This window comes from Pseudovibrio sp. JE062 (assembly GCF_000156235.1).
Taxonomy (GTDB): domain Bacteria; phylum Pseudomonadota; class Alphaproteobacteria; order Rhizobiales; family Stappiaceae; genus Pseudovibrio.
In genome coordinates this window covers 395,697-419,913 of record NZ_DS996807.1, presented here as the reverse complement: position 1 = coordinate 419,913, position 24,217 = coordinate 395,697, and the positions used below count along the sequence as shown (strand labels likewise).

Below are 24,217 nucleotides of genomic sequence, written 5' to 3'. Positions count from 1 at the left end.
TTTACTGACCTGCCAGCTGCGCGTTGACTTTAATTCCCGGACGGACTTTCTGAATGCCGGAGGTGATCACCAGATCGCCTTCTTCCAGACCACTGCCAACGATGACGAGGCCGTTGATCTGATCAACAACGGTGATACGCTGCTGCTCCACTACATCTTCGTTGTTCACCTTCAGCACGTATGGACCTTCCTGATCCAGCAGCAGTGCGGATTGGGAGACGACGAGCACGGGGGCTGCATCTTTTGGGTTGGCGACCACATCAACCAGCTGATGATCGAAGAGGACATGATCAGGGTTCTCGAACACAGCATAGGCGGTGACGGTGTCAGTGCCCGGATTGGCTTCCGCTTCCAGGAAGTCCAGCTTGCCGTCATGTTGATAGAACTTGCCGTCAGACAGGCGGATGCGAATGAGGATATTGTCTGTTTCCAGATTATCTGCCCGCTGCGCCTGCAGGATCAGCGCCTGAGGGACAGGGAAGGCAACGCGGATCGGATCCAGTGAGGTGATGGTTGCCAGTGTGCCGCTGTTGGCGTTGACGTAGGCGCCTTCTTTAAACGCAGAGGTTCCTATCTGGCCATCCAGTGGGGCACGGATTTCGGTGTAGCTCAGATCAAGCTCGGAGAGTTTGAGGTCTGCCTGACGGAGAGCGAGGGTGGCGTTGGCTTCTTTGAGGTTGGCGCGGGCGGTGTCCAGTTCTGAAACCGAGATCGTGTCCCGATTGACCAGCTGCTCCTTACGGTCGAAGTCGACCTTTGCCAGATCCACCTTGGCCTGAGCGCTTTCCAGATTGGCCTGCGACTGCTCAACGGCGAACTCGTACGGTTCCTGCTGAATTACGTAGAGAAGATCGCCTTGTTTGACAGTTTGGCCTTCCTTGAACTCCAGCGGCTCCAGAAACCCACCGACACGTGCGATGAGGGCGACCTGACTGATTGCCTCGGTACGCCCTGCAAAAACGCGTTCTTCTTCAATAACTTCTTTGCGCGCAGGTTCTACAAGCACACCCGGTGGCGGGGGTGCTGCCTCTTGCGCGTTGACCACTCCTGAAATGAGGAAACTGCCAAGAGACGCCACTAGAAATGAAGCGGCGACTTTACGAGCAGATGAAATCAAACTTCCATTCCGGCCGGCAGGGAATTCAATTTTATTTTTCATTTTTTACTCTTACACATTGAGAATTGCTGGCAGCACTTGCCTAACATTACCCTAGGGAAGTGACTCAATCCTTGATGGCTTGGGCACAGCTGGAGTCTTCGCTGCCGAGGTGCCCTGGCGACGTTGCATTCAAGTCGGATTGAGAAGTGAAGTTCTCCTCTCACTTTCGTGAGGGAAAGCCCGTGACCGCTGTCACAAAAAGCGGTTTCTAGGTGTTTTTACACTCACTCGCCTGTGCCAGTTGTACAAGCTGTTGGGTGTCTTCCCAGAACATGCGCCGCGTTTCAGCATCCAGAAAATGCTTGTCTGGTGGGTATTTGGTACCGCATTCGTAGAAGCCGCCGGTCTTCTCCGCAAAATCCTGCGAGAGCAGCATGTGCATGGCTGGCAGTGCTGCGTAAGGCGCGGACTTACCGACCAATGAGCTCTTCATGCCCAGCCAGAAGCGCCTTGCTGCGCTGTAGCCCTGTATCTGTTTGGTGAGGACAAGACCGGGGCCAAAGGCGTTGATGCAGATCTCGGTGTCTTTCAGCTGCTCTGCGATTTCTGCAAGGAAGAGAAGGTTGCAGTTGGTGTGGGCCTTGCGACGTTCCCAGTTGCTGAGGTTACAATCCGAATTGTTGAGCAACGTCATGTTGGGCAGCTCAAACCGGGTGGCAGGGCTGGCGAAAGAGACGACACGGGGTGCTTTCTGCTTCTTCAGCAGAGATGTGAGTTTGTTGAGGAGTTGGAACCGGCTGAGGTAGATGACAGCAAAGCCTGCCTCAATCCCCTCTTTTGTGATGCCGTGAAAGCCAGGGATTTCGCTGGCGCAGAGGACAACACGGCTCAGGTCTGGCAGCTTTTGCTGTATCTCGTTGGCGAGGCGATCCACCTCGGAGATGAGCGAGAGGTCTGCAACAAAGCTGCGATGGGAGCGATTAGGGCCAGCTTCGCCGACCTCCTTGAGGACGGATCTCAATTTATCCTTAGAACGACCTACGAGGACCAGACTTTGGCCAGCATCTGCCAGTCGGATTGCAAGTGCCCTGCCGATGCCATCCGTTGCGCCCGTTACCAGACAGGTGTTGTTGGTTGCCCGCCATTCCTCCAAATACCCGGGAGGTGGCGGCACCGGAATGGCCTTGGCTTTTTTCATGCCGGAAGTAGAGCAGAAACCCTTTAATCAGTTGCAGAATTTTTCGATAAACTCACTGAGGGAAAACGTAAGGGTTTACTTGCCACTTGGCCGCCAGCCTTAGCGGAACGTCTGCGGTTGCAGTTCACACGAAAGTTTTTGCGCCGGGATCTTGAGTGACTTTGCAGAAAACCCCAGATTTGCTAGTAGATTTTGATCGGGCATCACGTCGGGATTAGGGGATTTAGATTTATGCAGGAAGCAATAACCGATTTCAGGGGCGCTTTGCGACGTCTCTATTTCGGGCAGACCACCGCAGCGCGTTCCTGGCGCATCGGGCTGTTGATGTTCGATGTGGTGACGATCCTCTACTTCGTGCTTTCTGCCACGCTTCCACAGTTGGAAAGCTACCCACGACTGGACTGGGCTATCGGCTTCATTCTGCTGGTTGATTATGGCTTCCGCCTCGCGATTGCCCTGCGGCCCTTCAGAGCGGCGTTTGACAGCACGGCGCTTGCGGATCTGATTGTGATCCTTTCGCTGTTTGCAGAGGCATTTATCGAGAACCTTGGCTTCCTGCGGGTGATCCGCATGCTACGGTTGCTGCGCTCCTATCATGTGGTGAAGGATTTGCGGGAAACGTTCTCGTGGTTCAAAGAGCATGAAGAGATCATCAACTCAGCCCTGAACCTGATGGTTTTCGTGTTTATGGTGAGCGCGGTTGTTTATGTGATCGAGGCGCAGCTGAACCCGGACATCAACTCCTACATGGACGCGCTGTACTTTACCGTCACCACGCTGACGACGACTGGTTATGGCGACATCACCATGACGGATACGATGGGCCGCGGGATTACGATCGTTATTATGGTGTTTGGCGTGGCGCTGTTTTTACGGCTGATCCAGACCATTTTCCGTCCGTCGAAAGTCAAATACGCCTGTCCTGATTGTGGCCTTAATCGTCACGATAATGACGCCGTTCACTGCAAGCATTGCGGCAATACCTTGCACATTCCCACGGAAGGGGAATGGCAGTAGGCCCTTTCGCGGTAAGCCGTAAATGACGGCATCATTTTTGAGAGTAAGACCGCCCTTGAGGCGTATGTTAGCATAATCAAAATTAATCTCGGCAATTCGTGGATTTAGCCATGAATTTCAAAGAGTTCGATCCGAGAAACCGGCAAGAAGTGGAATGGGCATGAGCCTTATTACAAGTGCGATTACGTTTGCTACTGTGGTTATTTCAGGGTTGGTTCCCAATGCAAGTATGGCTGAGGAAGCGACCTGTGGCGTGACAGCGCCGTGTGAAGTTGAGAGCGGTGAATACTATATTGCACTTCCGGATTCTCCTGCCTCCGATGAACAGATTGGCGCCATAATCTACCTACACGGGTGGAAGGGCAAAGCTGATCGCGCCATTGAGAACAAGGCTCTGCGCAACCTTGCAAACGAGCTTGGCGTGGCTTTGATCGTGCCGCAGGGCGTTGGCGGTTCCTGGTCTTATCCGGGCTCCCCAAGTCAGGATCGCAACGAGTTCAAGTTCTTCGATGAGTTGTTGGCAGACGTTTCCGATCGTTTCCCGATTGATCGTGAGAAGATCCTGCTTTCCGGCTTTTCCATGGGCGGCTCCATGGTTTGGAATCTGGCCTGCTATAAAGGCGAAAACTATGCCGGTTTTGCTCCGATTGCCGGTGCCTTCTGGGATCCTATTCCAGAGAAATGTCCGTCTCCATTGACCAACCTGTACCACACGCACGGTGTTGAAGATAAAACCGTTCCGATGGTGGGCCGGGCCATTGGCGCGAACTGGCGTCAGTCTGATGTGTTTGACAGTCTGGATGTGTGGAAGCGGCAGGCTGGTCTTTATGGTACTGAGCCAACGTCCATCACTGCGGGTGAGCTGGAGTGTGATGTGTGGTCTGCTGAAGGTGAGAAGCTGGAGCTTTGCCTTCATGATGGTGGCCACTCCATGAAAGCCAACTGGATCCGCCGTGCATGGCTTGATCTTGCCAACACCAAGCACTGGTAAAACCCACAGGTCCATCACGCTGGAAACTGTAAATTTCACGGGTCATCACGATACTGTGTGATTTTCCAGTTTGTTGTGGTGGGCCTTTTCCGAGTGCTCTAACGTCTCTCCAAAATTTGCTGGATTGCTGCATGTGACAGGGTCAGTCACCCTCCATTTGCGGCCAATCTTGCCTCAATACCAATGGATTAGACGGTTTGAATTCTCAACGAGACGGTGAACAGCACCACTCTTCCAACAACGCCAAAGGGCCACTGGATGGCCTTGTGGTGCTTGACCTTTCCCGCATTCTGGCAGGCCCAACCTGCACCCAGCTGCTGGGTGACATGGGCGCTGAGATCATCAAGATTGAACACCCGCAGCGCGGTGATGATACCCGCAAGTGGGGCCCTCCTTTCCTGAAAGGCAAAGACGGGGCCGACACTGGCGAGAGCGCCTATTACCTCAGCTCCAACCGCAACAAGCATTCACTTGGCATCGACATGCGCTCCGAAGAAGGCGTGGAGATGCTGAAGGAGTTGGCGGCGACCGCCGATGTGGTTATCGAGAACTTCAAGGTTGGTGACCTTGCCCGCAAAGGGCTGGGTTATGATGATCTGCGCGCGAAAAATGATCGCCTGATTTATTGCTCCATCACCGGTTTTGGCCAGACAGGTCCTTATTCTCATCGTGCAGGCTATGATGCGCTGATCCAAGCCATGGGCGGGATTATGAGCATCACGGGCCTCCCTGAGGAGGAAGGTGGTAGCCCAACCAAGATTGGTGTTGGCATTGCTGATGTGATGTGTGGCATGTACGCCTGCAACGCTATTCTGGCGGCTCTGCATCACCGTGAGAAGACCGGTGAAGGTCAACACATCGACATTTCCTTGCTCGACTGTCAGGTGGCCTGGCTGATCAATCAGGGCCTTTCTTATCTGACGGATGGCAACATCCCAAAACGGCTTGGTAATGCACACCCGACCATCGTGCCTTATGAGACCTTCCCGGCCTCTGACAAGGACTTCATGGTGGCTGTTGGCAACGACGCGCAGTACCAGCGTTTCTGTGAGGTTCTGGGTTGTCCGGAACTGAGCACTGATCCACGCTTTGCAACCAATGCCGACCGTGTGCGCAACCGCTCAGAGTTGGTGCCGTTGCTGCGCCAGTTCACGATAAAGCAAGGCGCTCAGCATTGGACAGATGAGCTTGAAGCTGTTGGTGTTCCGTGTGGGCCGGTGAATGATCTGGCCGGTGTCTTTAGTGATCCGCAGATCCTGCATCGTGGCATGAAGATTTCTCTGCCACATAAGCAATCTGAAGATGGTCAGGTCAGCCTGATAGGTAACCCGATCAATTACAGCAAGACGCCGGTTACATACCGGAAAGCGCCGCCGACCCTTGGTGAGGACAGCCTTGAAGTGCTCACCAAATATCTGCAAAAAACTAGAGAAGAAATTGACGATCTCGCAGCTCGCGGTGTCGTGTCACTGGGAGATTCATAATTATGCGCGGTGCTGATCTTATTGCTCAAAAACTGCATCAGGCCGGTAGCCAGTATGCCTTCGGTATTCCGGGTGGCGAAGTTCTGGCCCTTATGGATGCGCTCAACCTTGCCGGATTGAAGTTCAATCTGGTGAAGCATGAAAACGCAGGTGGTTTCATGGCTGAAGGTGCATGGCATGGCCTTGCCCGCCAAGGCACAGATGCACCTGTTGTTCTGTTGGCAACGCTTGGCCCGGGTGTGACCAATGCGGTCAACGTGGTGGCCAATGCTTTTCAGGATCGTGTTCCGATGATCTTCCTGACAGGGTGTGTGGATGCAGCTGAGGCTGAGACCTACACCCACCAGGTGATGGACCATCAGCAGTTGCTGCGCCCAATCGTGAAGGCCAGCTTCAAAGCCTCCGCAGGTGCGTTGAACGCCATGATGGACAAGGCGATTTCCATTGCCATGTCCGGTCAGCCGGGCCCCGTGCACATTGACGTACCGATCTCTGTCGCAGAAAGCGAAAGCACTGAAACACAGAAGGCGCCGAACTACGGTGTTCGTGCTGCCCAACTGCCATTTGGTGATGTACTGGAGCAGGCACGTGATCTGCTGGGCTCAGCGCAGCGCCCTATTGCGATTGCTGGGGTTGATGCGGTCAACGTGGATGCTGGCAACGAGATCGAGGCTTTCTGTGAGGCCTATCAGATCCCGCTGATCACCAGCTACAAGGGCAAGGGACTCATCCCAGAGAACCATAAGCTTTCGCTTGGTGGAGCTGGCCTTTCGCCAAAAGCCGACAAGAGCCTGATGCCATTGCTGGCGGATGCTGATCTTGTTGTGCTGATCGGGTATGACCCAATTGAGATGCGTGTGAACTGGCGTAATCCATGGAGTGAAGACACTTCAGTGATTGAACTCACACCTGTGCTGCGCAGCCATGGCATGCACCATGTGAGCCATACGCTGGAAGGTGACATCAAGCCGACCCTGCTTTCACTCACACCAGAAGATGAGACTGGTGTTGTTCCTGAGGAGAGTGACTGGCTTCGTGACCGGATCGCACCTGCCAAAGACAAGCTGAAGGCAGACTTTGCTGCGGAAGAGAGTGGCTGGGGTCCGGCGACTGTGTTCCACGGCCTTCGTGAAGCCCTGCCGGATACCACTGTGGCCACAGCTGACAGCGGCGCGCATCGTATTCTGGTGAGCCAGATCTGGGAGAGCCTCTACCCACGCACCATGCTGCAGAGTTCTGCGCTTTGTACAATGGCTTGCGCGTTGCCGCTTGGCATCGGGCATAAGATGGCCAAGCCGGAAGATCCAGTTGTCGTGTTTGTTGGTGATGCTGGCCTTGAGATGGGGCTTGGTGACCTGGCCGTTTTGCGTGACATGCAGGTGCCGTTTATTGTCTGCGTGCTGGTTGATGAAAGCCTGTCTCTGATTGAGCTGAAACAGCGTGCCAACCAGAACCCTAATCTGGGCGTAGACTTTTCCGCCACCAACTTCCCTGCCCTTGCAGATGCTTACGGCGGTCATGGTGTTTGGGTGGATGATGCAGAGAGCCTGAAAAAGGAAGCGAAGGCAGCGCTGGAACGCGACACCTTCACTGTTCTTGCTTGCCGCATCGACCGCAGAGCCTACGACGGCAAGCTATAGAATATGCAGTTGATCGTGCCTCAGGTGTTGCCTGTGGCACGGTCTGCAATACGCTGGAAGACCACGTCCAGCTCCTCGCTCAGCGAGACCAAATCCTCAGATGCAGTGTCCCGATATGGCTGGAAGACGAAGCTTGGTGTCTTCCATGAGAGCGTTGCGGACCCATCTGGATTTTCCGTCAGATAAAACCGGATAGGGGCCTCAATGCCGGCCTGTACGCTGGCTGCCAGCATGCGGCGGGCGAAGTCATTGCGGAACACGCCGATGACGTAGTTGCCGGGGATTTCGAAGCCGTTGGCTTTGGCACCACGGGATGCACTCGCCATGCTGACCAGCAGCATGTCTTCCTCACGAATAGCTTTCTTGAGCGAATCCAGCAGTTCGTCGATTGCCTTGGTAGTTTCGATAACACGCCAGCCATTGCGCGGAAGGACCTTCCCCTGCTGCGCTTGTTCTGTTGTGATTTGAGCTTGTGATGGTTGAAAGGCGGCCATAACGAACATCAATGTTCCAACAAAGCCAAGCACACCCGTCAGAATTTTCATGGTTCAATCCTTCTCGTAATGAAATGAGTTTAAAAGCGGGAGTTGAACAGGCTGTTGTTCAGCCTCCCTCGATTTTAATAGGCCCAGTTTTAGTCGTATGCAGAGCTCAGCTGTCACTTTGCAGTAACGGGCGCCGGATCCATGCCGATCAAATGACGGACACGGGTTCCGACCATGGAGCCGGCGAAGGCAAAAACAAGCCATAACCAGCCATGTATGGAACCTGAGGTTATCCCCCCAAGGTAGGCCCCGATGTTGCACCCGTAAGCGAGGCGTGCGCCGTAACCGAGCATCAGGCCACCGACAATCGCGGTACCAGCATCTCTGAGGTTGATCTTCTTCACCGGATTGAACTTGCCAGCCAGTCCAGCAGCGATCAGAGCTCCCAGCACGATGCCGAAGTTCATGACCGATGTTGAATCTGCGAAAACCGATCTTTCAATTGCTGCGACCTGCCATTTCCAGTAGGGCCAAGTCTCTACCGGGATGCCAACTGCGTAGAAAAACTTTGCGCCCCAGAGTGCAAAGCCGGAGGTAACACCCCATGGTCGGCGCAGCACAATGAACGTAAGAACGCAAACCAACGCCAATATCAACGCACCCAGAACATAGCCCCACTGCCCCTGTAAAAAACCAGTCGTCTTGCGGGGTTTCTCTAACTCACCCCATTGTTTTTTCTCAATAAACACCGAGAATATCGCAAAGGCGATGAGCGGCAGAATCGTGATCATCAGCGCGGGGACCACCCCAAAACCGCGCACAAGCGAAAATGCCGGTAATCTTGGAAGAGAATTCCAGAACGGAAGGTGCGCTGTCGCGATCACACTGCCTAAAACGAAGAAGGCAAGGGTGATCACCATGCGGGATGAGCCACCTCCAACAGTGAACAAAGTGCCTGATCCACACCCACCACCAAGTTGCATTCCGATGCCGAAAATGAAGGCGCCAACGGCGGCTCCAACACCGAAGGGAAACACGAAGCCCCCGGTTGGTAAGCCGATGTCTGATCCGTATTGGAGAAGTGGGAAACTTATCAAGCAAACCAATGAGATAAGCAGGAATTGAGCGCGTAGCCCCTGCCCTCTTCGCTGGGTAACAATCCGGCGCCAGGCAGCGGTAAATCCAAAGCTGGTGTGGTACAAAGCAAGGCCTGCCAGTGCCCCTATCAGCGCAGCTCCGAAGACGCGCCAGCCGCTGTTTTCCAGTCCCAACACGGCAACCACCGCCAAAGCCATCAGCGCCCCAATGACGATTAATGTTTGTGGGGACTGAATCTGTTGATCGATATTAGTTTGTTGATAGCTACCGGTATCCGCCATGAATTCGCCACGTACTTAGTCTCTCTTGGGGCAATGACATTGCACAGTGGAGGCTAACTAGAAAATCAAGAAGCAGTGAACACTATTTTAACCAGCAAACAGAAGATTATCAAAGGGTAATAAAATACAGGTATAATAGAGCCAAATATCTAAAATCTTACTTATTATCACTATTAATAATAGTAGGATTTTACAAGAGAGCTTCTATTTGCCGCATATTTTTTCTTACTCATTAGAATGGTGTTTTCTATTTCTTCATGAGGTTGAACTATATTTTCTACATAAACAAAGCTTGCTGATATTAAACACCTTTTTGTGTGTTGAACGTCATCGCCAGTTTTGAAAGGGTTCTGATCAACAGATTTCCTGGCAGACCTGTGTCGTTAGCAATGTGAACCCAATGGCTTATCTCATGAGCATTTGCACATTGCACGAATTACCGGTCGCCCTAACCACGGGTCGCATCCATGCGCATTGATGACCAGTTCGAATACGCGGTAACACTCTCCGATAAGGGTGCATTAACACACTGGAACAACACTATTCTTGCGTTCCTCGCACATAGTGCAGCAACGCCGGAGCATCTTGCGAAAACACTGGAGGCTGATCCAGATTTTGCGCTGGCTCAGGCCGCTCGTGGCCTGTTCTGCCTTCTGCTTGGCAGACGCGAAATGACGGCAACTGCTTTTGAAGCTTACGCAATTGCAGACAAGTGCCGCAGAGATACTCAGATTACAGATCGTGAAGAAGCTGTTGTTGAAGCTTTGAACGATTGGCTTCAGGGCGCCCCAAGCAAAGCTGCTGATCGCCTTGACGAAATGCTTCTTAAATACCCACGCGATGCTCTTACTCTCAAGCTGGTACACGCCATTCGCTTTGTGCTTGGCCAGCCATCCCGTATGCGCTCCTCCATTGAAGGTGTGATTGGCGCTTACGAAGAAGACCACGTTGCCAAGGGTTACGTTCACGGCTGTTACTCCTTCGCGCTTGAAGAAAGCGGCGATTTTGAGAGAGCCGAACGCATTGGTAAAGAAGCTGTCGCGCTTCAAAATGACGATGCCTGGGGCCTGCACGCAGTCGCTCACGTGCTGGACATGACCGGCAAGACCGAAGAAGGCATCAGATGGCTCGACGACCAGCCACAGGCCTGGGAACACTGCAACAACTTTGGCTATCACGTCTGGTGGCACCTTGCCTTGTTGCATCTGGACCGTGGCAATGTGGAGCGCGTTTTCGAGCTCTATGACCAGAAATTCCGCAAGGATCACACTGACGATTACCGCGATATCTCCAACGCTGCTTCCATGCTGGTTCGCCTTGAGCTTGAGGGCATCAAGGTTGGGCACCGCTGGGAAGAACTGGCGAGTATCAGTGAGAAGCGTATCGACGATTCCTGCAATGTTTTCGCTGACTTGCACTACATGCTGGCTCTGCTGGGCGATAACCGCCGTCAGTCATCTGACCGTCTTTTGGCTCGCATGCGCACCTTTGGTGAAGAAGACATCAATGAGATGGGGCATGTGACCAAAGTCGCCGGTTCTCCAACAGCTTCCGGCCTGATGCAGTTCAAGAACGGCAACTACTTCAGCGCTTATCATCACCTTGCAGAGGCACGTCCGCTGCTTCGTACAGTTGGCGGCAGCCATGCTCAGCGCGATGTGTTTGAACGCATCACGATTGAAGCTGCCTTGCGTGCTGGCCTTTGTCAGGAAGCAAAACGCATGATTGATGAGCGCACCCGCCTGAGAGGTGGCTCAGACACCTATGGCGAAACCCGCATGGCTCAGGCGACCCGTATGATGGAAGCCACTGACCTTATGCAAAGTGAACACCTGCGATTCCGCATGGGATAATTGAAGGTGCAGCTTCGGGGGATTTCGGAGCTGCATTTTACGACTTATAGTTTTTAGTTTCAGAGACACCGTGAACAAACACAATATACCGCCGACACCTATGAAAACGGCAAGCCGCCAAAGAGATCCTCGCCTCGACTTCTTCCGAGGCATCGCAATGTTCATCATCTTTATAGCCCACCTGCCTGCAAACGGGTGGGCTCTTTGGATTCCGGCTCGTTTCGGCTTTTCCGATGCTACCGAGATATTTGTGTTCTGCTCCGGAATGGCCTCAGCTATCGCATTTGGTCGCGTGTTTGAACTGCATGGCCTTGCTATGGGAAGTGCTCGCGTGCTCTTCCGCGTCTGGCAAGTTTACTGGGCGCATATCTGCTTGTTCCTTGCAGTTGCAGGCATGCTTGCTTTCCTGCAAATCAACGGCTGGACCAGTGATGACTATGTAGGCAAGCTGAACCTCTGGCACTTCTTTGAAGATCCAATCTTCCAGCTTCCAGGCCTGCTGACGCTGACCTACGTGCCAAACTACTTTGATATTCTGCCGATGTATCTGGTGATCCTTGCGATGCTGCCAGTGATTATGGTTGCGTATTACAAGGTTGGCCGTGGAGCGGTTGCTGCGATCATTGCTGCTTTCTGGTTGATTGCAACTTTCAGGCTGGTCGACTTTCCAGCTGAGCCTTGGTCAGATCGTCGTTGGTTCTTTAATCCGTTTGCTTGGCAGCTGCTGTTCTTTACCGGCTTTGCTTTCATCAAAGGCTGGATTCCAGCACCACCAGTCAAGAAACGCCTGTTGTTCCTGAGTGCTTCGATTATCATTCTGACAATTCCGTTCGCTTACTTCCGCATTCTCAATGAAGTGCCTGAGCTTCGCCGAATTGCGAATGATATCAGTGATCTTACCGTGAAGTCTGAGATGGGTATCCTGCGCTACATCCACTTCCTCGCTCTTGCTTATGTGGCCTGGGTGGCTGTTGGTGAAGGCGGACACCGCCTGCTCATGGGTGGTTTTGGTGGCAAAGTTGTTCGCGTGATCAAGAAGGTTGGGCAGCAGTCTCTGGCTGTATTCCTCGCCAGCCTTATCCTCGCGCAGGGCCTTGCAATCTTCCGCGATGAGCTTGGCCTGAAGGGCACCATCTCTGGTGGTATTTTGGCGAACCTTCTTGGTTTCGCTGGTCTGATCGCCGTTGCTTACACAGTTGCGTGGTTCAAGGGTGAACCTTGGAGAAAGCCAAAGGAAAAGCCTGCTTCCTAATAGATCTTGCTTTTCAGCATAGAAAAAGAAGAGCCGATTGCGTGAGCTCATCAAACGCAATCGGCTTTTTTGTTGGAATGCCTGAGGTTCCTTACTCAGGCAGAGCTTTCATCGTGTAGCCGCCGCCCTGTTTGCTTTGGCTAGTTCCATCTCAACCCTACGCTGCTCCTTGCTGAGGCCTTGTAGCTCAAGCGGTGTTTTCTTCTCTTCTGGCAGAGCCCAAAGACCTGAATGTTTGAAGTACATGCCAAGCACTGGTTTTGACGTGATCATCGCAAACGGGACGGTCAGCAATGGCCCAAGGATTACTGGCAGCAAGAGCCATGTATCGGCCAATAAGTAGTCCATCATCCAAATGACGCCACACAGACCGAAAAGCGTTTGTGGCCAGAACTTCTTGGCTGCAAGAACCAACGGAATGCCGTGCGGCTGTCGTGCCTGCCCGCCCCATTGGGTTTTTCGGCCAGCAAACAGCTGGGCAATGAAGATGCTGTGCGCGATTGCCATAACAGGTGCCAGAAGCATGGAGTAAACCAGCTCAAAGAATGCACTGATGAACACTGAGAGAAAACCGCCATATTCCTTGCGTTCACTGCGAACTGTGAGCACGTGGGCCAGCGTTGCCAGTTTGGGCGCAAACACCATACTCATAACGGTTATGATCAGGATGGTGCCATAGAATGGATCAAACGGCATTGTCCCGGGTGCTGCGATAGATGCAGTAATAATCGCCATCGCTATGAAGGTAAGCCATGCAGGCGAGCCGATGAACATCAGGATCGCCAAGGCAAGCTGAATGCGGCCTAGCAGTTTAAAGCCCGGCTCACGAAGCAGCTTGAAGTACTGCAGGTTTCCGTGGCACCAGCGCAAGTCTCTGCGGATAAACTCAATCAGATGCGGCGGGTTTTCCTCGTAGCTGCCGCCTTCAACAGGCCAAACGCGGACTTCATAGCCTGCATTTGCCATCATGGCGGCTTCGACTTGGTCATGGCTCAGGATTGGGCCGCTCAAAGCATCCGTCCCCGGAAGAGGTTCCAACAGACAGTGCTGTGTGAACGGCTTGATGCGGAAGATTGCGTTGTGCCCCCAATACGGACCGGAAGAGCCTTGCCACCAAGCAGCACCCAGGGTGTAAGAGCGCATGCCGAGACGCATGCCCCATTGGAAGACGCGGGTGAAGAAGGAGTTGGTCGATAGGCCCAGTACCAGTGTTTGCAAGATGCCCAAACGCGGGTTCACATTCATCTTGCTCACAAGATGACATAGAGCTTCTGCGGAAAGGAAACTGTCGGCATCCAACGTGATGGCGTACTCGTGCCGATCACCCCAGTTGCGGCAGAAATCCTCGACATTCCCTGCTTTGAAGCCGGTGTTTATTTCTCTTCTGCGGTAGAGAACATCGATGCGATTTTGCCAACGTGCTCTGAGAAGAGAGAACTCTCTCATTTCCTGCCGGATATGATCGGGGTCGTTGCTGTCACTCAGGATGTACAGGGAGAAGCCATTCAGCTGCTCCAGACGATCCAGATCCTGCAACATTGCTTCCAGCTTGGCTGCGACCTCAGGCGAATCCTCGTTTCGCACGCATGAAAGCAAGGCAGTTTGCTTGTTCTGTAACGGCTTTTTCAGGTCCAGCGTACCGAGAGGCGTTCCGGCGTAGACTTGTGCAGTGGGATTTGAGGAGAACCTCATCAGCACCAAACCGATGACTGCATGCCAAAAGCCAATAATGAGCCACGGTAAGGTTACCAGAAATGCGAGAAGCATCACGACTTTTGAAAGGGCAAAACCACTGGAGAACAGCGTCAGAACCATGATGGTGGTGAGCGCTGCCAAAGTGGTGAGAACAAGCCCTCCAAAGATCAGTCTGCGCCGGTATAAGCGCTTATTTTCCTGATGCTTGTCGATGATGTTGGTGGAGAGCAGCTGGTCAACAAGACGAGTGTGGGCGTTCTCTTCAGGAACCCGTGATTGTTTTGTCATGTCCTACCCAAATTATTATTGTTTTTAGAGGGACCTACATTTCTGCTAGTTTCCTTTGTTCACGTTTCCCTAGAGTATATTTGTGAAAGTTTAGCGATCCGGGGAGCGGGTTTCTTGTCTGAGATAGCCAGAGCGCTTTGGTATACTGCGCCTCAAACCATTGAAATAAGAGAGGAAAAACTCTCTAAATCATCTGGTAACCGTGTTTACTTAAAAACCCACGCTTCTGCGATCAGCCGGGGTACGGAGGCCATCGTTTTCAGCGGTGATGTGCCGGTGAGCGAGCGCGAGCGGATGACTGCGCCATTTCAGGAAGGCACCTTTCCGTTCCCCGTTAAGTACGGGTATGCAAACGTTTCCGAAGTGGCTGAAACAACAGGTGATTTGAGAGCAGGCCAACGGGTGTTTTCCCTCTATCCGCATCAAAGTAATTTCCTGCTTTCCGCTGAAGCGCTCTACCCTATTCCAGAGAATTTACCGAGTACACGAGCAACATTGGCTGCCAATATGGAGACTGCGCTCAACATCATCTGGGACGCGGGTATTCTGCCTTGCTCCCGCGTTGCTGTTGTTGGGACCGGGACTGTTGGCTCTCTGGTTGGGTATTTGTGCGCCCGTATTGCGGGTGTGCAGGTGACCATGATCGATGTGAACCCAAAGCGGCAGGACATTGCAGATGAGTTCTCCTGCGATTTCGCTCTGCCCGAAGTTGCGCCAGAAAATCAAGATGTTGTGGTGCATTGCAGTGCGTCTGAGTCTGGCCTCAACACAGCTATTCGTATCGCAGGCAGAGAAGCCAAGATTGTGGAGGCTTCCTGGTACGGTTCACGCCCATCTGGCCTGGTACTTGGCGGTAGCTTTCACAGCCAGCGCCTGAGCCTTGTCTCCTCGCAGGTGGGGCAGGTCGCTCCTGTCATGCGGCCACGCTGGACGCATCGCAGGCGGATGGAAGCTGCTATTTCTCTGCTGAAGGATGAGGTGCTGGATACATTGCTTGCTCCAGCCATCGAGTTTGAGAAAGCCCCACATGATCTGAAGGATGTACTTTCCGGCAAGAAGGATACTCTTTGCCAACCCATTGTTTACTCTTAGTTTTGCAAGGATTTTGAGATGTACTCAGTCGAGATCAGCAATCACATTATGATCGCGCATAGCTTGAAGGGCGAGGTTTTTGGTCCCGCCTCTCAGCTCCACGGGCTGACTGCCCACGTTCATGTGGCTATTTTTGCTGAAGAATTGGATGAGAATGGGATCGTAATTGACATTGGTAACGCATTGGATGTGCTTGCCGAGATCCTTCATCCGTTCAACTACAAGAATTTAGATGACCTGCCTCAGTTCAAAGGCCGCAACACCACTGTCGATTTTCTGTGTAGCTACATTTACCAGCGCGTGTGTGATGCTGCTTATCTGCATAAGTTGGGCCGCGAACCGGGCGAACTTAGCAAAGTGCGCGTAACCATCTCCGAAAATCCAAATGCCCGCGCCTCTTATGAAGCGCCACTAACTGCATCCGAGGCTCATGAGTAACGTGCTTCCATCATTTGAAACAGCGACAACAACACAACAAAAATCCTGCTACTTCGTGTTTCCGGGAGACCTCAACACACCAACGGGTGGTTATCGCTATGATCGAGAGATCATTCGCGGGCTGCAAAAACACGATTGGAAAGTCTCACTCATCAGTCTTGAGGGGGATTATCCTACTCCATCAAATGGCGATAAGAAGCTGGCGCTGGATGCACTGGATGAGATCGAAGCTTCAGCTCTAATCATCGTGGATGGGCTGGCCTTGGGTGGTTCACCAGAGCTTGCGTGCAAGATCGCTGAGCACTCCACTCTGATCGCTCTGGTACACCATCCGCTGTTTCTGGAAAGCGGGATTGAGCCTGACTTGGCAAAAACTCTGCGGATTGCAGAGACAGAGGCGCTGACATTTGCAGAGCACATCATCGTCACCAGCCCTTCAACCCAGAAGACGCTTGTTGCTGAGATGGGTGTTCTTGCAGAGAAGATCAGCATCGTTTTGCCAGGTGTTGATCGTCCTGATGTATCCGCAACTGTTCAAGTAGCAAAAGAACCGGTTGCAACCAGCAAGTTACTTTGTGTCGGGTCTCTCGTTCCCCGCAAAGGACAGCTTCATCTCGTTGAGGCGCTGGGACAACTGAAGGATCTCGACTGGCATCTGGATCTGATTGGAGAAACGAAGTTTGACCCTGAATACACGAGCCAGGTGCGCACGCAGATCAAGCGGCACGGTTTGGTGGACCGTATCCGAGTGCATGGTGGCATCCCGAAAGCTGAGCTAACTGATTTTTATCAGAGCGCCGATGTCTTTGTGCTTCCAACCTACTACGAGGGGTATGGAATGGCATTTGCGGAGGCGATGAGCTTTGGTTTACCGATTATTGCCAGTGGCGAGGGAGCTGTGGCGTCTACAGTTCCGCCAACAGCTGGTTTTCATGTTGGGGCAGGAGATCCAGTGGCTCTAAGCAAAGCAATCAAGGCCCTGCTTACAAACGAAGAACTGCGTTCCAAACTTTCCGAAGGCTCGTTGGCTGCTGCGGATACATTGCCAGATTGGAACGACAGCGCCAAAGCATTTGCAAGCACATTGGAGGCTCACCTTTGAGTGGATTTTCTTCTGAGTGGCTCTCACTGCGCCGCAAAGCTGACCGGCGTGCACGCAACAAAGACATTATGCAGAAATTCTGCAATTGGTTGGTGGAGCATGCCCCCAAGGACGGGCCTCTCAAGCTGATTGATGTTGCTGCGGGGACTGGATCTTTTCTGCAGGATTTGGCTGAGCATATCGGGCCGAACAGGGAGCAGATCTGGCTGCTGATTGATAACGACCCTGAACTGCTGAAGGTTGCGAAGGATACACCTCCTCCTTTCCCTCAGACCCGTACCAGAACTGACCTCTGTGAGCTGACTGACGCAGGCTCACTGGAAGTTCTTGAAGGCCATCACGGCGTTGTCACATCAGCCTTCCTTGATCTGGTGAGTGCGCATTGGCTGGATAGTTTCGTAGCGCGTATGCGACAGTTGAAGCTGCCTTTTCTTGCTGGGTTGTCTTACAACGGGATATTGCTTAGCCAGCCGCATCACCCAACAGATCGGCTCATTCAGCGAGCTTTCAACCAGCATCAAGCAACTGATAAAGGGTTTGGTTCAGCTCTCGGACCGTTGGGTGGGTTCCATGCGCACGAACGGTTGCTGAAGGCAGGCTACACCTGTTTCACAGGACGATCGGACTGGATCTGTAAGCCAGAGGAAGATGAACTGCAGCTTGAGTTGATTAAGGGATGGGCTGAGGCTGCGCGGGAGATCGGCGTTCCTGACAGTATTGTTGATGATTGGCTGGACTATCGCCTGACTGCTATCGGAAAAGGTAAATCGCAGTTGCAGGTTGGTCACGTTGATATTGTAGGCCTTCCACCGCTCTAACAGCACAGAAGCGGTGGCAATATTGATTAGCTTTAGATTCCAATGCTTTTTAGAAGCAGTGCTTGTGTAAGCATGAAGAGGCGTGGGCAGCGGATTTCCTGATTATCATAGAGGCTGCGCAGTTCTTCAAAGGACAGTTCAACAACCTCAATATCTTCATCATCATCCAGATTTCGGCTTTCGACGTTGAAATCACCAGAGGTGTATTCCGCCAGGAAGAGATGCGCCCGCTCTGCCAAGCGTGCCGGATTGATGAAGACATTTGCGATTTTTTGCAGATTTGTCAGCTGACAGCCCAGCTCTTCCTGCGCTTCTCGCTTGCAGGCTTCTTCAATGGAGAGATCGCTGATCTCAATCCCGCCAGCACAGGCTTCCAAGATGATCTCTTCTTCCATGATGTAAGGCGCCACACGCAGCTGTTTGACCAACAGCACAGTCTTCGCAGTGGGATCATACGCCAGCACTGCGATGGAATCGCCGTAAACCCAAACCGGATCTGTGGTGATGTGTTCCCGACCATCTTCATGGACAACACAAACCTCAACTTCTTCAATCTGCCCTTTAACTTCGAGAAGAGAGGTGCGTCTGATGAGCTCTGGCATGCGTGCGTCCTTATTCGGAGATTCACGCAAGTTTATAAGTGCACTTTCTGGCGAAAGGAAATGCTTTTCCGCCTAAAGCAGGTGTTAGTTGTTTAGGCTCAGATCAGCAAGCATATCAACGCCGAGTAGGTGCCATGTCACGTCTGGTCGGATTGCTTGAGCCAGATAGTCGATGGCTGGGAGTTGCAGGCCACGTGGGCCGGATCCAATGATCAATGGGGCGATCATGAGGTGCAGGCGATCGATCATTTTCAGCTCGATGAAGCGAGAGAGTGTCCATGCTCCACCCTCCACCAGAATGCAGCGGAACTCACGCAAGGCATGGCGGATTTCAGCGCAGGACAGGCGGCCTTTTGCATCTGGCTGGAGCTGGAAGCATTCAACGCCTTCCGGATAACGAGCGTGCGCATCCGTTCGTGTGATCACGATACGGCGGGTGCTGTTATCCTGAAGCAAAGTGCTGTCTCTTGGCATCCGGCCATAAGGGTCGATGACAATTCGGGCAGGATGACGTCCACTAACATGTCTGACGGTGAGCTGAGGATTGTCTGCTACAGCAGTGCCAACTCCAACAACCACTGCATCACATAGGGCACGTAATCTATGAAGGTGGATCAGAGCCTCTGAGCAACTCACATAATTGGAGTCGCCCGTTACAGTAGCAATCCGGCCATCAACAGACTGACCTAACTGGCCGATAACAAACTGTTTTTGTGCTTGGCACAAAGGTGCGAACACACTGCCGTAACCTTGCAGATCTGGTGCACGCCTTTCAACGGACGCGGCTAAAACCTCCTGCCATTCTTCCGGAGACAAGATACCCGGCGACTGAGCTTGTGGCTTTTCGCAGGTCAGCTGAGAGCCGTTCACTTGTTCTTGCAGATGTGTTGGCGTTGTATGGCCCCTGTCCATCAAGCCCCCTTGTTTTACCGAGTTCACAGCCCACCTCACCTGAGGTTAGCCTAGTGGTAACGAACCTTGATTAATCTGTCGATCAGGAGATTGCAGGGGCTCTAGAGGAACCTCTGGGATTATCAGGAGAACAGAACATGGCCCATCAAGTTGCCGGATATTCTGCCATGGCGAAGACTTATCATTGGATCGTCGCCATTCTGGTTTTCATCATGGTTCCGATGGGTCTGGTTATGACCGATCTTGGGCCGGGCGCTCTTCAGAACACGCTTTACTTCTACCACAAGAGCATCGGTATACTGTTGTTTTTGCTGGTGGTTCTGCGTCTGTTGCAGCACTGGATTACGCCAGCACCTCCACCGCCTGCCTCCCTTTCGCCGGCACTGCGGATTGTTTCACGGTCGGTGCATGGGTTGCTTTATTTGGTGTTGATCGTCAATCCCATTCTCGGATGGATTGGGCTTTCTCTCTACGGTGCACCTATTCCATTCTTCGGCTTGTTTGATCTGCCCAGCTTAGTGCCGCAGGATCGTCCGAATGCAGAGGGTATTCTGGACTTTCATGCCACCGTTGGCGTTGTTTTTGCTTGGCTTATTGCCTTGCATGTGCTTGGCGCATTTTATCACTGGCTGATCGCAAAAGACGGCATCATTGAGCGCATGACCACGGCGCCCTATCAGAAGCCTAAGAACTGATCGAGGTTGTTTGCTCTGTGCCAACGCACATTCGCAGAGCATTCAGGGCTTCATCAATGGAAGAGCACTTTACGCCACCATTGTGCTCAGGGCGCTTGATCATGGCGACAGGTAAGCCCAGCTCTCGTGCAGCCTTGATTTTTCCATAAGATGCTGATCCACCACTGTTTTTACTGATGAGCCAATCGACCTGCAACTCTTGAAACAGCTTAGCCTCTGCTTGCCAGTCGCTGTTTGGCAGGCCTTCGATGTAGTTTGCGTTTTTTAAGGCGTTGGTTTGCGTTGGTATGTTGAGAGTGCGGATGATGAAGGTAAGATCCGGACGGTTTTTAAGCGGTACAGTCACTTTTGAACTTGCTGCGAAGAAGACTTTTTTATCTGGAGGAACCAACTTCAGAGCTGCTTCAACAGTCCCAGCAAACTGCCAGTTATCGTCTGTTTCCTGTTTCCACGGCGCACGCTCAAACCGTATCAATGGTAGGGAAAGACGTGTTGTTGCCTCAACCGCATTTTGAGACATCTGGGCAGCATACGGGTGGGTTGCGTTGATTACCGCTGCTATGTTCTGAGTTCGAAGAAACTCTGCCAATCCTTCTGCACCACCAAAGCCTCCGGTTCTGGTTGGTGCCATTAGATCTGCTGGGTTACGTGTCACGCCTGCAAGCGAGGCGATGAGTTCATATTTTGAAGTGGCAACGAGAGCCTCAACCAGTTTCCGCGCATCTTTTGTACCGGCGAGCACGAGGACTTTCGGTTTCTTGAGCATCATGACTGCTCCAGTTGAAGGGGTTCGTTGGCTGGCGCGTGGCCTTGAACCTGACCTTGTCGATCAACCACGATAATCTCGACACTCACTGGAGCTCCACGGAGGATGTTCAAAGCTGCTGTTTGTGCACGCAGAGCTATGGCTTCTCCGATTTGAAGCCCCTCTTTTGCTGCTTGCTGAGCGACGTATGAGACGAGTCTTGCTTCTCTGGTTTCTTTAAGAAGCGCGTCGGAAGCACCAGCTTGTTGCAGCACATCGGCCAGAGCGGTGAAATCTACAGCAGATCGGGCTGAGTGAAGGTCCATGGCGCCTTGGGCGAATTTTGTCAGCTTTGCTATGCCGCCGGAGATCGTCAGTTTGGGGACCGGGTGCGCGCGCAGATACTTCAAGAGGCCGCCAGCGAAATCTCCCATATCGAGATAAGCCTGCTCCGGCAGATTTGGGTAGTAAGCGCGCAGGACATCTTCAGATGTGGCACCTGTTGCAGCGGCAACATGGGTGAGGCCAGTGGCACGTGCAACATCAACTCCGCGATGGATTGAGGCGATCCAGGCTGCACAAGAGAAGGGACGGACGATACCTGTCGTTCCAAGAACTGAGAGGCCGCCGACAATGCCGAGCCGTGGGTTCATGGTTTTTTGCGCGAGTTCCTCACCGTTTTGGATCGAGATCTCGACATCAACAGCCATTGAAACTCCATAAGCATCCGCTAGTTTTTGCAGTTCACTGGTGATCATCTGGCGTGGGACAGGATTGATTGCGGGTTCACCGACCGGGATTGGCAAGCCCGGCTTTGTGACAGTGCCTACGCCAGCACCGGCAAGGAAACGGATTCCGTTGGCTTGGGCGTTGGGCCTTACAGTGACCTGAATACAGGCTCCGTGCGTGACATCCGGGTCGTCTCCAGCGTCTTTGATGATGGCTGCTGTTGCTGCGTTTTCTTCCAGCTTTTCGAAAGCCAGAGCGAAGGCAGGTTGCTCTCCGCGAGGCAGCATAATGGTGACCGGATCAGGGAACTCACCCGACAACAAAGCAGCATAGGCTGCCTTGGCTGCGGCCGTTGCGCAGGCACCAGTTGTCCACCCTGTTCTCAGTTTTTTCTGCCCGGTTTCAGCCATGTGGCGACTATACAGATTTAGCGGGAGATACCAAGCAGAAGGCTTTGGACTTCCAATTGGTTTCCAATTAAATTGCTACGCAAAATCACATAATATGCGAGAGCCGCTTGATCGATATCTCCCTCCCCCAATTTGAATTTCCAGTTCTTGAAACCGGATGGGTTTGGCTCGCGGGTGCCGGGCCTGGTGATCCCGGCCTTCTCAGCCTGCATGCGTTGAATGGCCTGCAACAAGCTGACGTTATTGTTTATGACGCACTGGTAGATGAGCGCATTCTTCAATTGGCCGGGAATGAGACTGAAATCATTTACGCGGGAAAGCGCGGCGGGAAACCCTCCCCCAAGCAGTCCAGCATCTCGATTAAGCTGGTGGAACTGGCAAAATCTGGCAGGCGTGTGTTGCGGCTTAAAGGCGGTGATCCGTTTGTGTTTGGTCGCGGTGGTGAAGAGGCGCTTGCGCTGGTGGAAGCCGGAGTTCCTTTCCGTATCATACCCGGCATTACGGCGGGTGTTGGTGGGCTAGCCTATGCGGGCATTCCTGCGACCCACCGCGGGGTTAATCAAGCAGTTACGTTCCTCACAGGTCATGATCAGAATGGGGTTGCGCCAGACCAACTGGACTGGGATGCTCTTGCCAAAGGATCACCCGTGATCGTGATGTATATGGCGATGAAGCATATTTCGCTGATTACAGAAAAGCTGATGAATGGTGGACGAAGCGCTGCCGAGCCTGTTGCAGTGATTTGCAACGCCACGCAACAGCATCAACAGGTACTGGAAACTACGCTTAGTTCCTGCGCTGATGACATTGCGAAGAGCGGATTGAAGCCGCCTGCTATTGTCGTTGTGGGTGATGTCGTAAATTTGCGAGAGCAATTGAACTGGATTGAGCCAGCTTTGGCTCGCACCTCTCAAAAGGAAGAGGAACCTGCCCTATGACCATCGCGAAGGGTTTCGTCATTGCAGCGCCATCCTCAGGGTCTGGCAAAACAACCATTACTCTGGCGTTGCTGCGTGCTCTTCGTGATACCGGGGTTCGGATCTCCTCCGGCAAATCCGGGCCAGATTACATCGATCCGGCTTTCCATAGTGCTGCTTCCGGTCGTCCTTGCCTGAACTATGATGCCTGGGCCATGTCACTGGCTCAACTCTCTCTCAACGCCACAGAGCAGGAAAAGCACAGCGATATCGTTGTGATTGAAGGAGCGATGGGCTTGTTTGACGGGGCTGCGGATGGTTCCGGCTCTGTTGCTGAGCTTGCCGTGCATCTGGGTTTGCCTGTTATTCTCGTGGTGGACTGCAAGTCTCAGGCGCAATCAGTCGCGGCACTGGTTCATGGTTTCCTGACCTATCACCCGCACTGCCACATCGCCGGTGTTATTCTCAATCGTGTCGGCTCTGAACGGCATGAGCGGATTTTGCGGCATGCGCTGGAGCAGCTGAATGTGATCGTGTTAGGAGCCTTCTATCGCTCTGAAAAGCTGGCTCTGCCAGAGCGGCATCTTGGCCTTGTGCAGGCGAGTGAACGTGAGGATCTGGAAGAGTTTTTGAATGCGGCAGGTGAGGTCGCGGCTGAAAGTGTCGACGTGCCAGCGCTGATGCGATTGACGAAGGTGCTTGCTATTCCCGCAAGAGAGAACAAAGAGCTCACTGGCATCTCGCATCTGCCACCACTTGGACAACATATTGCGATTGCTAAAGATATTGCTTTTGCATTCAGCTATGAGCACCTGCTGAGTGACTGGCAAAAACAAGGCGTTACCCTCTCCTTCTTCTCTCCGCTGGCAGATGAAGGCCCATCCGCTGACGCAGACGCAGTGTTCCTGAGTGGCGGTTACCCTGAGCTTCATGCTGAAAAGCTCTCTCATTCCAACGGCTTCAAGAGTGGAATGAAAACGGCGGCCGATGCAGGCAAGCTGATTTATGGTGAGTGCGGCGGGTATATGGTGCTGGGCGACGCTTTGACGGACAAAAGTGGTCAGTCCCACGAGATGCTTGGTCTTCTGCCGATCGAAACCAGCTTTGCAGACCGGAAGCTGCACCTTGGTTATCGCAAGCTCAAGGCAACTGAAGCTGCTGGTGCATCTGGCTTCCCCTGGCTCAAGCCTTTGGGAGCCCATGAGTTTCATTACTCGACATTGACTGTTAAGTCAGAAGCTCCATCCCTCTTTGCAGCTCAGGATGCTGAACATCATGAGCTTGATCCTTTGGGCCACATTAATGGGCGCGTAATGGGATCATTTGCTCATGTGGTGGCTGAAAGAAGCGAAGAATGGTGGTCCGCTTCTTTCTGA

The 24,217-nt window shown here is 52.8% G+C and carries 22 protein-coding genes; 13 read left to right on the top strand and 9 right to left on the bottom strand.

The annotated features are described in order from the left end of the window. Position 1 precedes the first annotated feature (1 nt). Together PJE062_RS09540 and PJE062_RS09535 are read right to left on the bottom strand one after the other, a co-directional pair. Positions 2 to 1,159, bottom strand: a complete 1,158-nt coding sequence (locus PJE062_RS09540) for an efflux RND transporter periplasmic adaptor subunit (protein WP_208982232.1) — start codon at positions 1,157 to 1,159, stop codon at positions 2 to 4. A gap of 208 nt (positions 1,160 to 1,367) precedes the next feature. Further along, positions 1,368 to 2,297, bottom strand: a complete 930-nt coding sequence (locus tag PJE062_RS09535; protein ID WP_008548354.1) for an SDR family NAD(P)-dependent oxidoreductase — start codon at positions 2,295 to 2,297, stop codon at positions 1,368 to 1,370. A gap of 231 nt (positions 2,298 to 2,528) precedes the next feature. On the opposite strand from PJE062_RS09535, the gene PJE062_RS09530 reads away from it, so the two are divergent. The 4 genes from PJE062_RS09530 (at position 2,529) to PJE062_RS09515 (ending at position 7,429) form a co-directional block, all read left to right on the top strand. Then, a complete protein-coding gene (locus tag PJE062_RS09530) occupies positions 2,529 to 3,314 on the top strand; it encodes a potassium channel family protein (protein WP_008548223.1) in 786 nt (261 codons plus the stop codon). Between the two features lie 160 nt (positions 3,315 to 3,474). After that, on the top strand, positions 3,475 to 4,305 hold the full coding sequence (locus tag PJE062_RS09525) for a PHB depolymerase family esterase (RefSeq protein WP_208608941.1): 831 nt from the start codon (positions 3,475 to 3,477) through the stop codon (positions 4,303 to 4,305). A gap of 197 nt (positions 4,306 to 4,502) precedes the next feature. After that, positions 4,503 to 5,789 (top strand): CaiB/BaiF CoA-transferase family protein, encoded by a 1,287-nt coding sequence (locus PJE062_RS09520; RefSeq protein ID WP_008548349.1) that lies wholly within the window; start codon positions 4,503 to 4,505, stop codon positions 5,787 to 5,789. A 2-nt stretch (positions 5,790 to 5,791) separates the two neighbouring features. Then, positions 5,792 to 7,429 (top strand): thiamine pyrophosphate-binding protein, encoded by a 1,638-nt coding sequence (locus PJE062_RS09515; protein ID WP_008548224.1) that lies wholly within the window; start codon positions 5,792 to 5,794, stop codon positions 7,427 to 7,429. 20 nt (positions 7,430 to 7,449) lie between these two features. On the opposite strand, the gene PJE062_RS09510 is transcribed toward PJE062_RS09515, so the two are convergent. Together PJE062_RS09510 and PJE062_RS09505 are read right to left on the bottom strand one after the other, a co-directional pair. Next, positions 7,450 to 7,974, bottom strand: a complete 525-nt coding sequence (locus PJE062_RS09510; RefSeq protein ID WP_008548580.1) for a DUF302 domain-containing protein — start codon at positions 7,972 to 7,974, stop codon at positions 7,450 to 7,452. 113 nt (positions 7,975 to 8,087) lie between these two features. Next, entirely contained in the window at positions 8,088 to 9,293 is a 1,206-nt protein-coding gene (locus tag PJE062_RS09505) for a YeeE/YedE family protein (protein ID WP_157039108.1), read from the bottom strand. Positions 9,294 to 9,760: 467 nt separating this feature from the next. On the opposite strand from PJE062_RS09505, the gene PJE062_RS09500 reads away from it, so the two are divergent. Beyond that, positions 9,761 to 11,146 carry a tetratricopeptide repeat protein gene (locus PJE062_RS09500; RefSeq protein WP_008548388.1) on the top strand — a complete coding sequence of 462 codons (1,386 nt, stop codon included), beginning with the start codon at positions 9,761 to 9,763 and terminating at the stop codon, positions 11,144 to 11,146. 100 nt (positions 11,147 to 11,246) lie between these two features. Beyond that, on the top strand, positions 11,247 to 12,398 hold the full coding sequence (locus PJE062_RS09495; RefSeq protein ID WP_008548616.1) for an OpgC family protein: 1,152 nt from the start codon (positions 11,247 to 11,249) through the stop codon (positions 12,396 to 12,398). 108 nt (positions 12,399 to 12,506) lie between these two features. On the opposite strand, the gene mdoH is transcribed toward PJE062_RS09495, so the two are convergent. Then, positions 12,507 to 14,381 (bottom strand): glucans biosynthesis glucosyltransferase MdoH, encoded by a 1,875-nt coding sequence (mdoH, locus tag PJE062_RS09490; protein ID WP_008548195.1) that lies wholly within the window; start codon positions 14,379 to 14,381, stop codon positions 12,507 to 12,509. Between the two features lie 114 nt (positions 14,382 to 14,495). Here mdoH and PJE062_RS09485 point away from each other — a divergent pair, with 114 nt between their 5' ends. From PJE062_RS09485 to PJE062_RS09470, 4 genes are read left to right on the top strand one after another with little or no spacing between them, the layout of a single operon-like run. Then, on the top strand, positions 14,496 to 15,473 hold the full coding sequence (locus tag PJE062_RS09485; protein WP_008548647.1) for a zinc-binding alcohol dehydrogenase: 978 nt from the start codon (positions 14,496 to 14,498) through the stop codon (positions 15,471 to 15,473). Between the two features lie 18 nt (positions 15,474 to 15,491). Continuing rightward, positions 15,492 to 15,911 carry a 6-carboxytetrahydropterin synthase gene (locus PJE062_RS09480; protein ID WP_008548247.1) on the top strand — a complete coding sequence of 140 codons (420 nt, stop codon included), beginning with the start codon at positions 15,492 to 15,494 and terminating at the stop codon, positions 15,909 to 15,911. Further along, complete coding sequence (locus PJE062_RS09475) at positions 15,904 to 17,013, top strand: glycosyltransferase family 4 protein (protein WP_208982231.1); 1,110 nt, start codon at positions 15,904 to 15,906, stop codon at positions 17,011 to 17,013. Before PJE062_RS09480 ends, PJE062_RS09475 begins: the two co-directional genes overlap by 8 nt. Continuing rightward, positions 17,010 to 17,831: a glycosyl transferase family 1 gene (locus PJE062_RS09470; RefSeq protein WP_008548546.1), complete on the top strand. Its 822-nt coding sequence runs from the start codon at positions 17,010 to 17,012 to the stop codon at positions 17,829 to 17,831. Before PJE062_RS09475 ends, PJE062_RS09470 begins: the two co-directional genes overlap by 4 nt. Before the next feature lie 32 nt (positions 17,832 to 17,863). On the opposite strand, the gene PJE062_RS09465 is transcribed toward PJE062_RS09470, so the two are convergent. Both PJE062_RS09465 and PJE062_RS09460 read right to left on the bottom strand, forming a co-directional pair. Continuing rightward, on the bottom strand, positions 17,864 to 18,433 hold the full coding sequence (locus PJE062_RS09465; RefSeq protein WP_008548552.1) for an NUDIX domain-containing protein: 570 nt from the start codon (positions 18,431 to 18,433) through the stop codon (positions 17,864 to 17,866). Between the two features lie 84 nt (positions 18,434 to 18,517). After that, positions 18,518 to 19,345: a RibD family protein gene (locus tag PJE062_RS09460; protein WP_008548781.1), complete on the bottom strand. Its 828-nt coding sequence runs from the start codon at positions 19,343 to 19,345 to the stop codon at positions 18,518 to 18,520. A 137-nt stretch (positions 19,346 to 19,482) separates the two neighbouring features. Between PJE062_RS09460 and PJE062_RS09455 the strand changes: the two genes are divergently transcribed. Next, the gene (locus tag PJE062_RS09455) at positions 19,483 to 20,040 is read left to right on the top strand and encodes a cytochrome b (protein WP_008548704.1); all 558 of its coding nucleotides are present in this window, start codon (positions 19,483 to 19,485) and stop codon (positions 20,038 to 20,040) included. On the opposite strand, the gene PJE062_RS09450 is transcribed toward PJE062_RS09455, so the two are convergent. Both PJE062_RS09450 and PJE062_RS09445 read right to left on the bottom strand, forming a co-directional pair. Continuing rightward, positions 20,030 to 20,809 carry a cobalt-precorrin-6A reductase gene (locus PJE062_RS09450; protein WP_037036437.1) on the bottom strand — a complete coding sequence of 260 codons (780 nt, stop codon included), beginning with the start codon at positions 20,807 to 20,809 and terminating at the stop codon, positions 20,030 to 20,032. The two genes, PJE062_RS09455 and PJE062_RS09450, sit on opposite strands and share 11 nt — an antisense overlap. Then, positions 20,806 to 21,924, bottom strand: coding sequence for a cobalt-precorrin-5B (C(1))-methyltransferase (locus tag PJE062_RS09445; protein ID WP_008548762.1), 1,119 nt, complete (start codon positions 21,922 to 21,924; stop codon positions 20,806 to 20,808). The genes PJE062_RS09450 and PJE062_RS09445 overlap by 4 nt, the downstream gene beginning before the upstream one ends. 107 nt (positions 21,925 to 22,031) lie before the next feature. On the opposite strand from PJE062_RS09445, the gene cobA reads away from it, so the two are divergent. After that, entirely contained in the window at positions 22,032 to 22,862 is an 831-nt protein-coding gene (gene cobA, locus PJE062_RS09440) for a uroporphyrinogen-III C-methyltransferase (RefSeq protein WP_008548437.1), read from the top strand. Beyond that, on the top strand, positions 22,859 to 24,217 hold the full coding sequence (locus PJE062_RS09435) for a cobyrinate a,c-diamide synthase (protein WP_008548765.1): 1,359 nt from the start codon (positions 22,859 to 22,861) through the stop codon (positions 24,215 to 24,217). The genes cobA and PJE062_RS09435 overlap by 4 nt, the downstream gene beginning before the upstream one ends.

What these genes read in the sequence shown, in the direction of transcription:
- PJE062_RS09450 (WP_037036437.1), bottom strand. Translation starts at nt 20,809, where the DNA reads ATGATGCTCAAGAAACCGAAAGTCCTCGTGCTCGCCGGTACAAAAGAT.
- PJE062_RS09480 (WP_008548247.1), top strand. Translation starts at nt 15,492, where the DNA reads ATGTACTCAGTCGAGATCAGCAATCACATTATGATCGCGCATAGCTTG.
- PJE062_RS09495 (WP_008548616.1), top strand. Translation starts at nt 11,247, where the DNA reads ATGAAAACGGCAAGCCGCCAAAGAGATCCTCGCCTCGACTTCTTCCGA.
- PJE062_RS09505 (WP_157039108.1), bottom strand. Translation starts at nt 9,293, where the DNA reads ATGGCGGATACCGGTAGCTATCAACAAACTAATATCGATCAACAGATT.
- PJE062_RS09525 (WP_208608941.1), top strand. Translation starts at nt 3,475, where the DNA reads ATGAGCCTTATTACAAGTGCGATTACGTTTGCTACTGTGGTTATTTCA.
- PJE062_RS09455 (WP_008548704.1), top strand. Translation starts at nt 19,483, where the DNA reads ATGGCCCATCAAGTTGCCGGATATTCTGCCATGGCGAAGACTTATCAT.
- PJE062_RS09460 (WP_008548781.1), bottom strand. Translation starts at nt 19,345, where the DNA reads ATGGACAGGGGCCATACAACGCCAACACATCTGCAAGAACAAGTGAAC.
- PJE062_RS09465 (WP_008548552.1), bottom strand. Translation starts at nt 18,433, where the DNA reads ATGCCAGAGCTCATCAGACGCACCTCTCTTCTCGAAGTTAAAGGGCAG.
- PJE062_RS09540 (WP_208982232.1), bottom strand. Translation starts at nt 1,159, where the DNA reads ATGAAAAATAAAATTGAATTCCCTGCCGGCCGGAATGGAAGTTTGATT.
- PJE062_RS09510 (WP_008548580.1), bottom strand. Translation starts at nt 7,974, where the DNA reads ATGAAAATTCTGACGGGTGTGCTTGGCTTTGTTGGAACATTGATGTTC.
- PJE062_RS09435 (WP_008548765.1), top strand. Translation starts at nt 22,859, where the DNA reads ATGACCATCGCGAAGGGTTTCGTCATTGCAGCGCCATCCTCAGGGTCT.
- PJE062_RS09535 (WP_008548354.1), bottom strand. Translation starts at nt 2,297, where the DNA reads ATGAAAAAAGCCAAGGCCATTCCGGTGCCGCCACCTCCCGGGTATTTG.
- PJE062_RS09515 (WP_008548224.1), top strand. Translation starts at nt 5,792, where the DNA reads ATGCGCGGTGCTGATCTTATTGCTCAAAAACTGCATCAGGCCGGTAGC.
- PJE062_RS09530 (WP_008548223.1), top strand. Translation starts at nt 2,529, where the DNA reads ATGCAGGAAGCAATAACCGATTTCAGGGGCGCTTTGCGACGTCTCTAT.
- PJE062_RS09475 (WP_208982231.1), top strand. Translation starts at nt 15,904, where the DNA reads ATGAGTAACGTGCTTCCATCATTTGAAACAGCGACAACAACACAACAA.
- PJE062_RS09445 (WP_008548762.1), bottom strand. Translation starts at nt 21,924, where the DNA reads ATGGCTGAAACCGGGCAGAAAAAACTGAGAACAGGGTGGACAACTGGT.
- PJE062_RS09500 (WP_008548388.1), top strand. Translation starts at nt 9,761, where the DNA reads ATGCGCATTGATGACCAGTTCGAATACGCGGTAACACTCTCCGATAAG.
- mdoH (WP_008548195.1), bottom strand. Translation starts at nt 14,381, where the DNA reads ATGACAAAACAATCACGGGTTCCTGAAGAGAACGCCCACACTCGTCTT.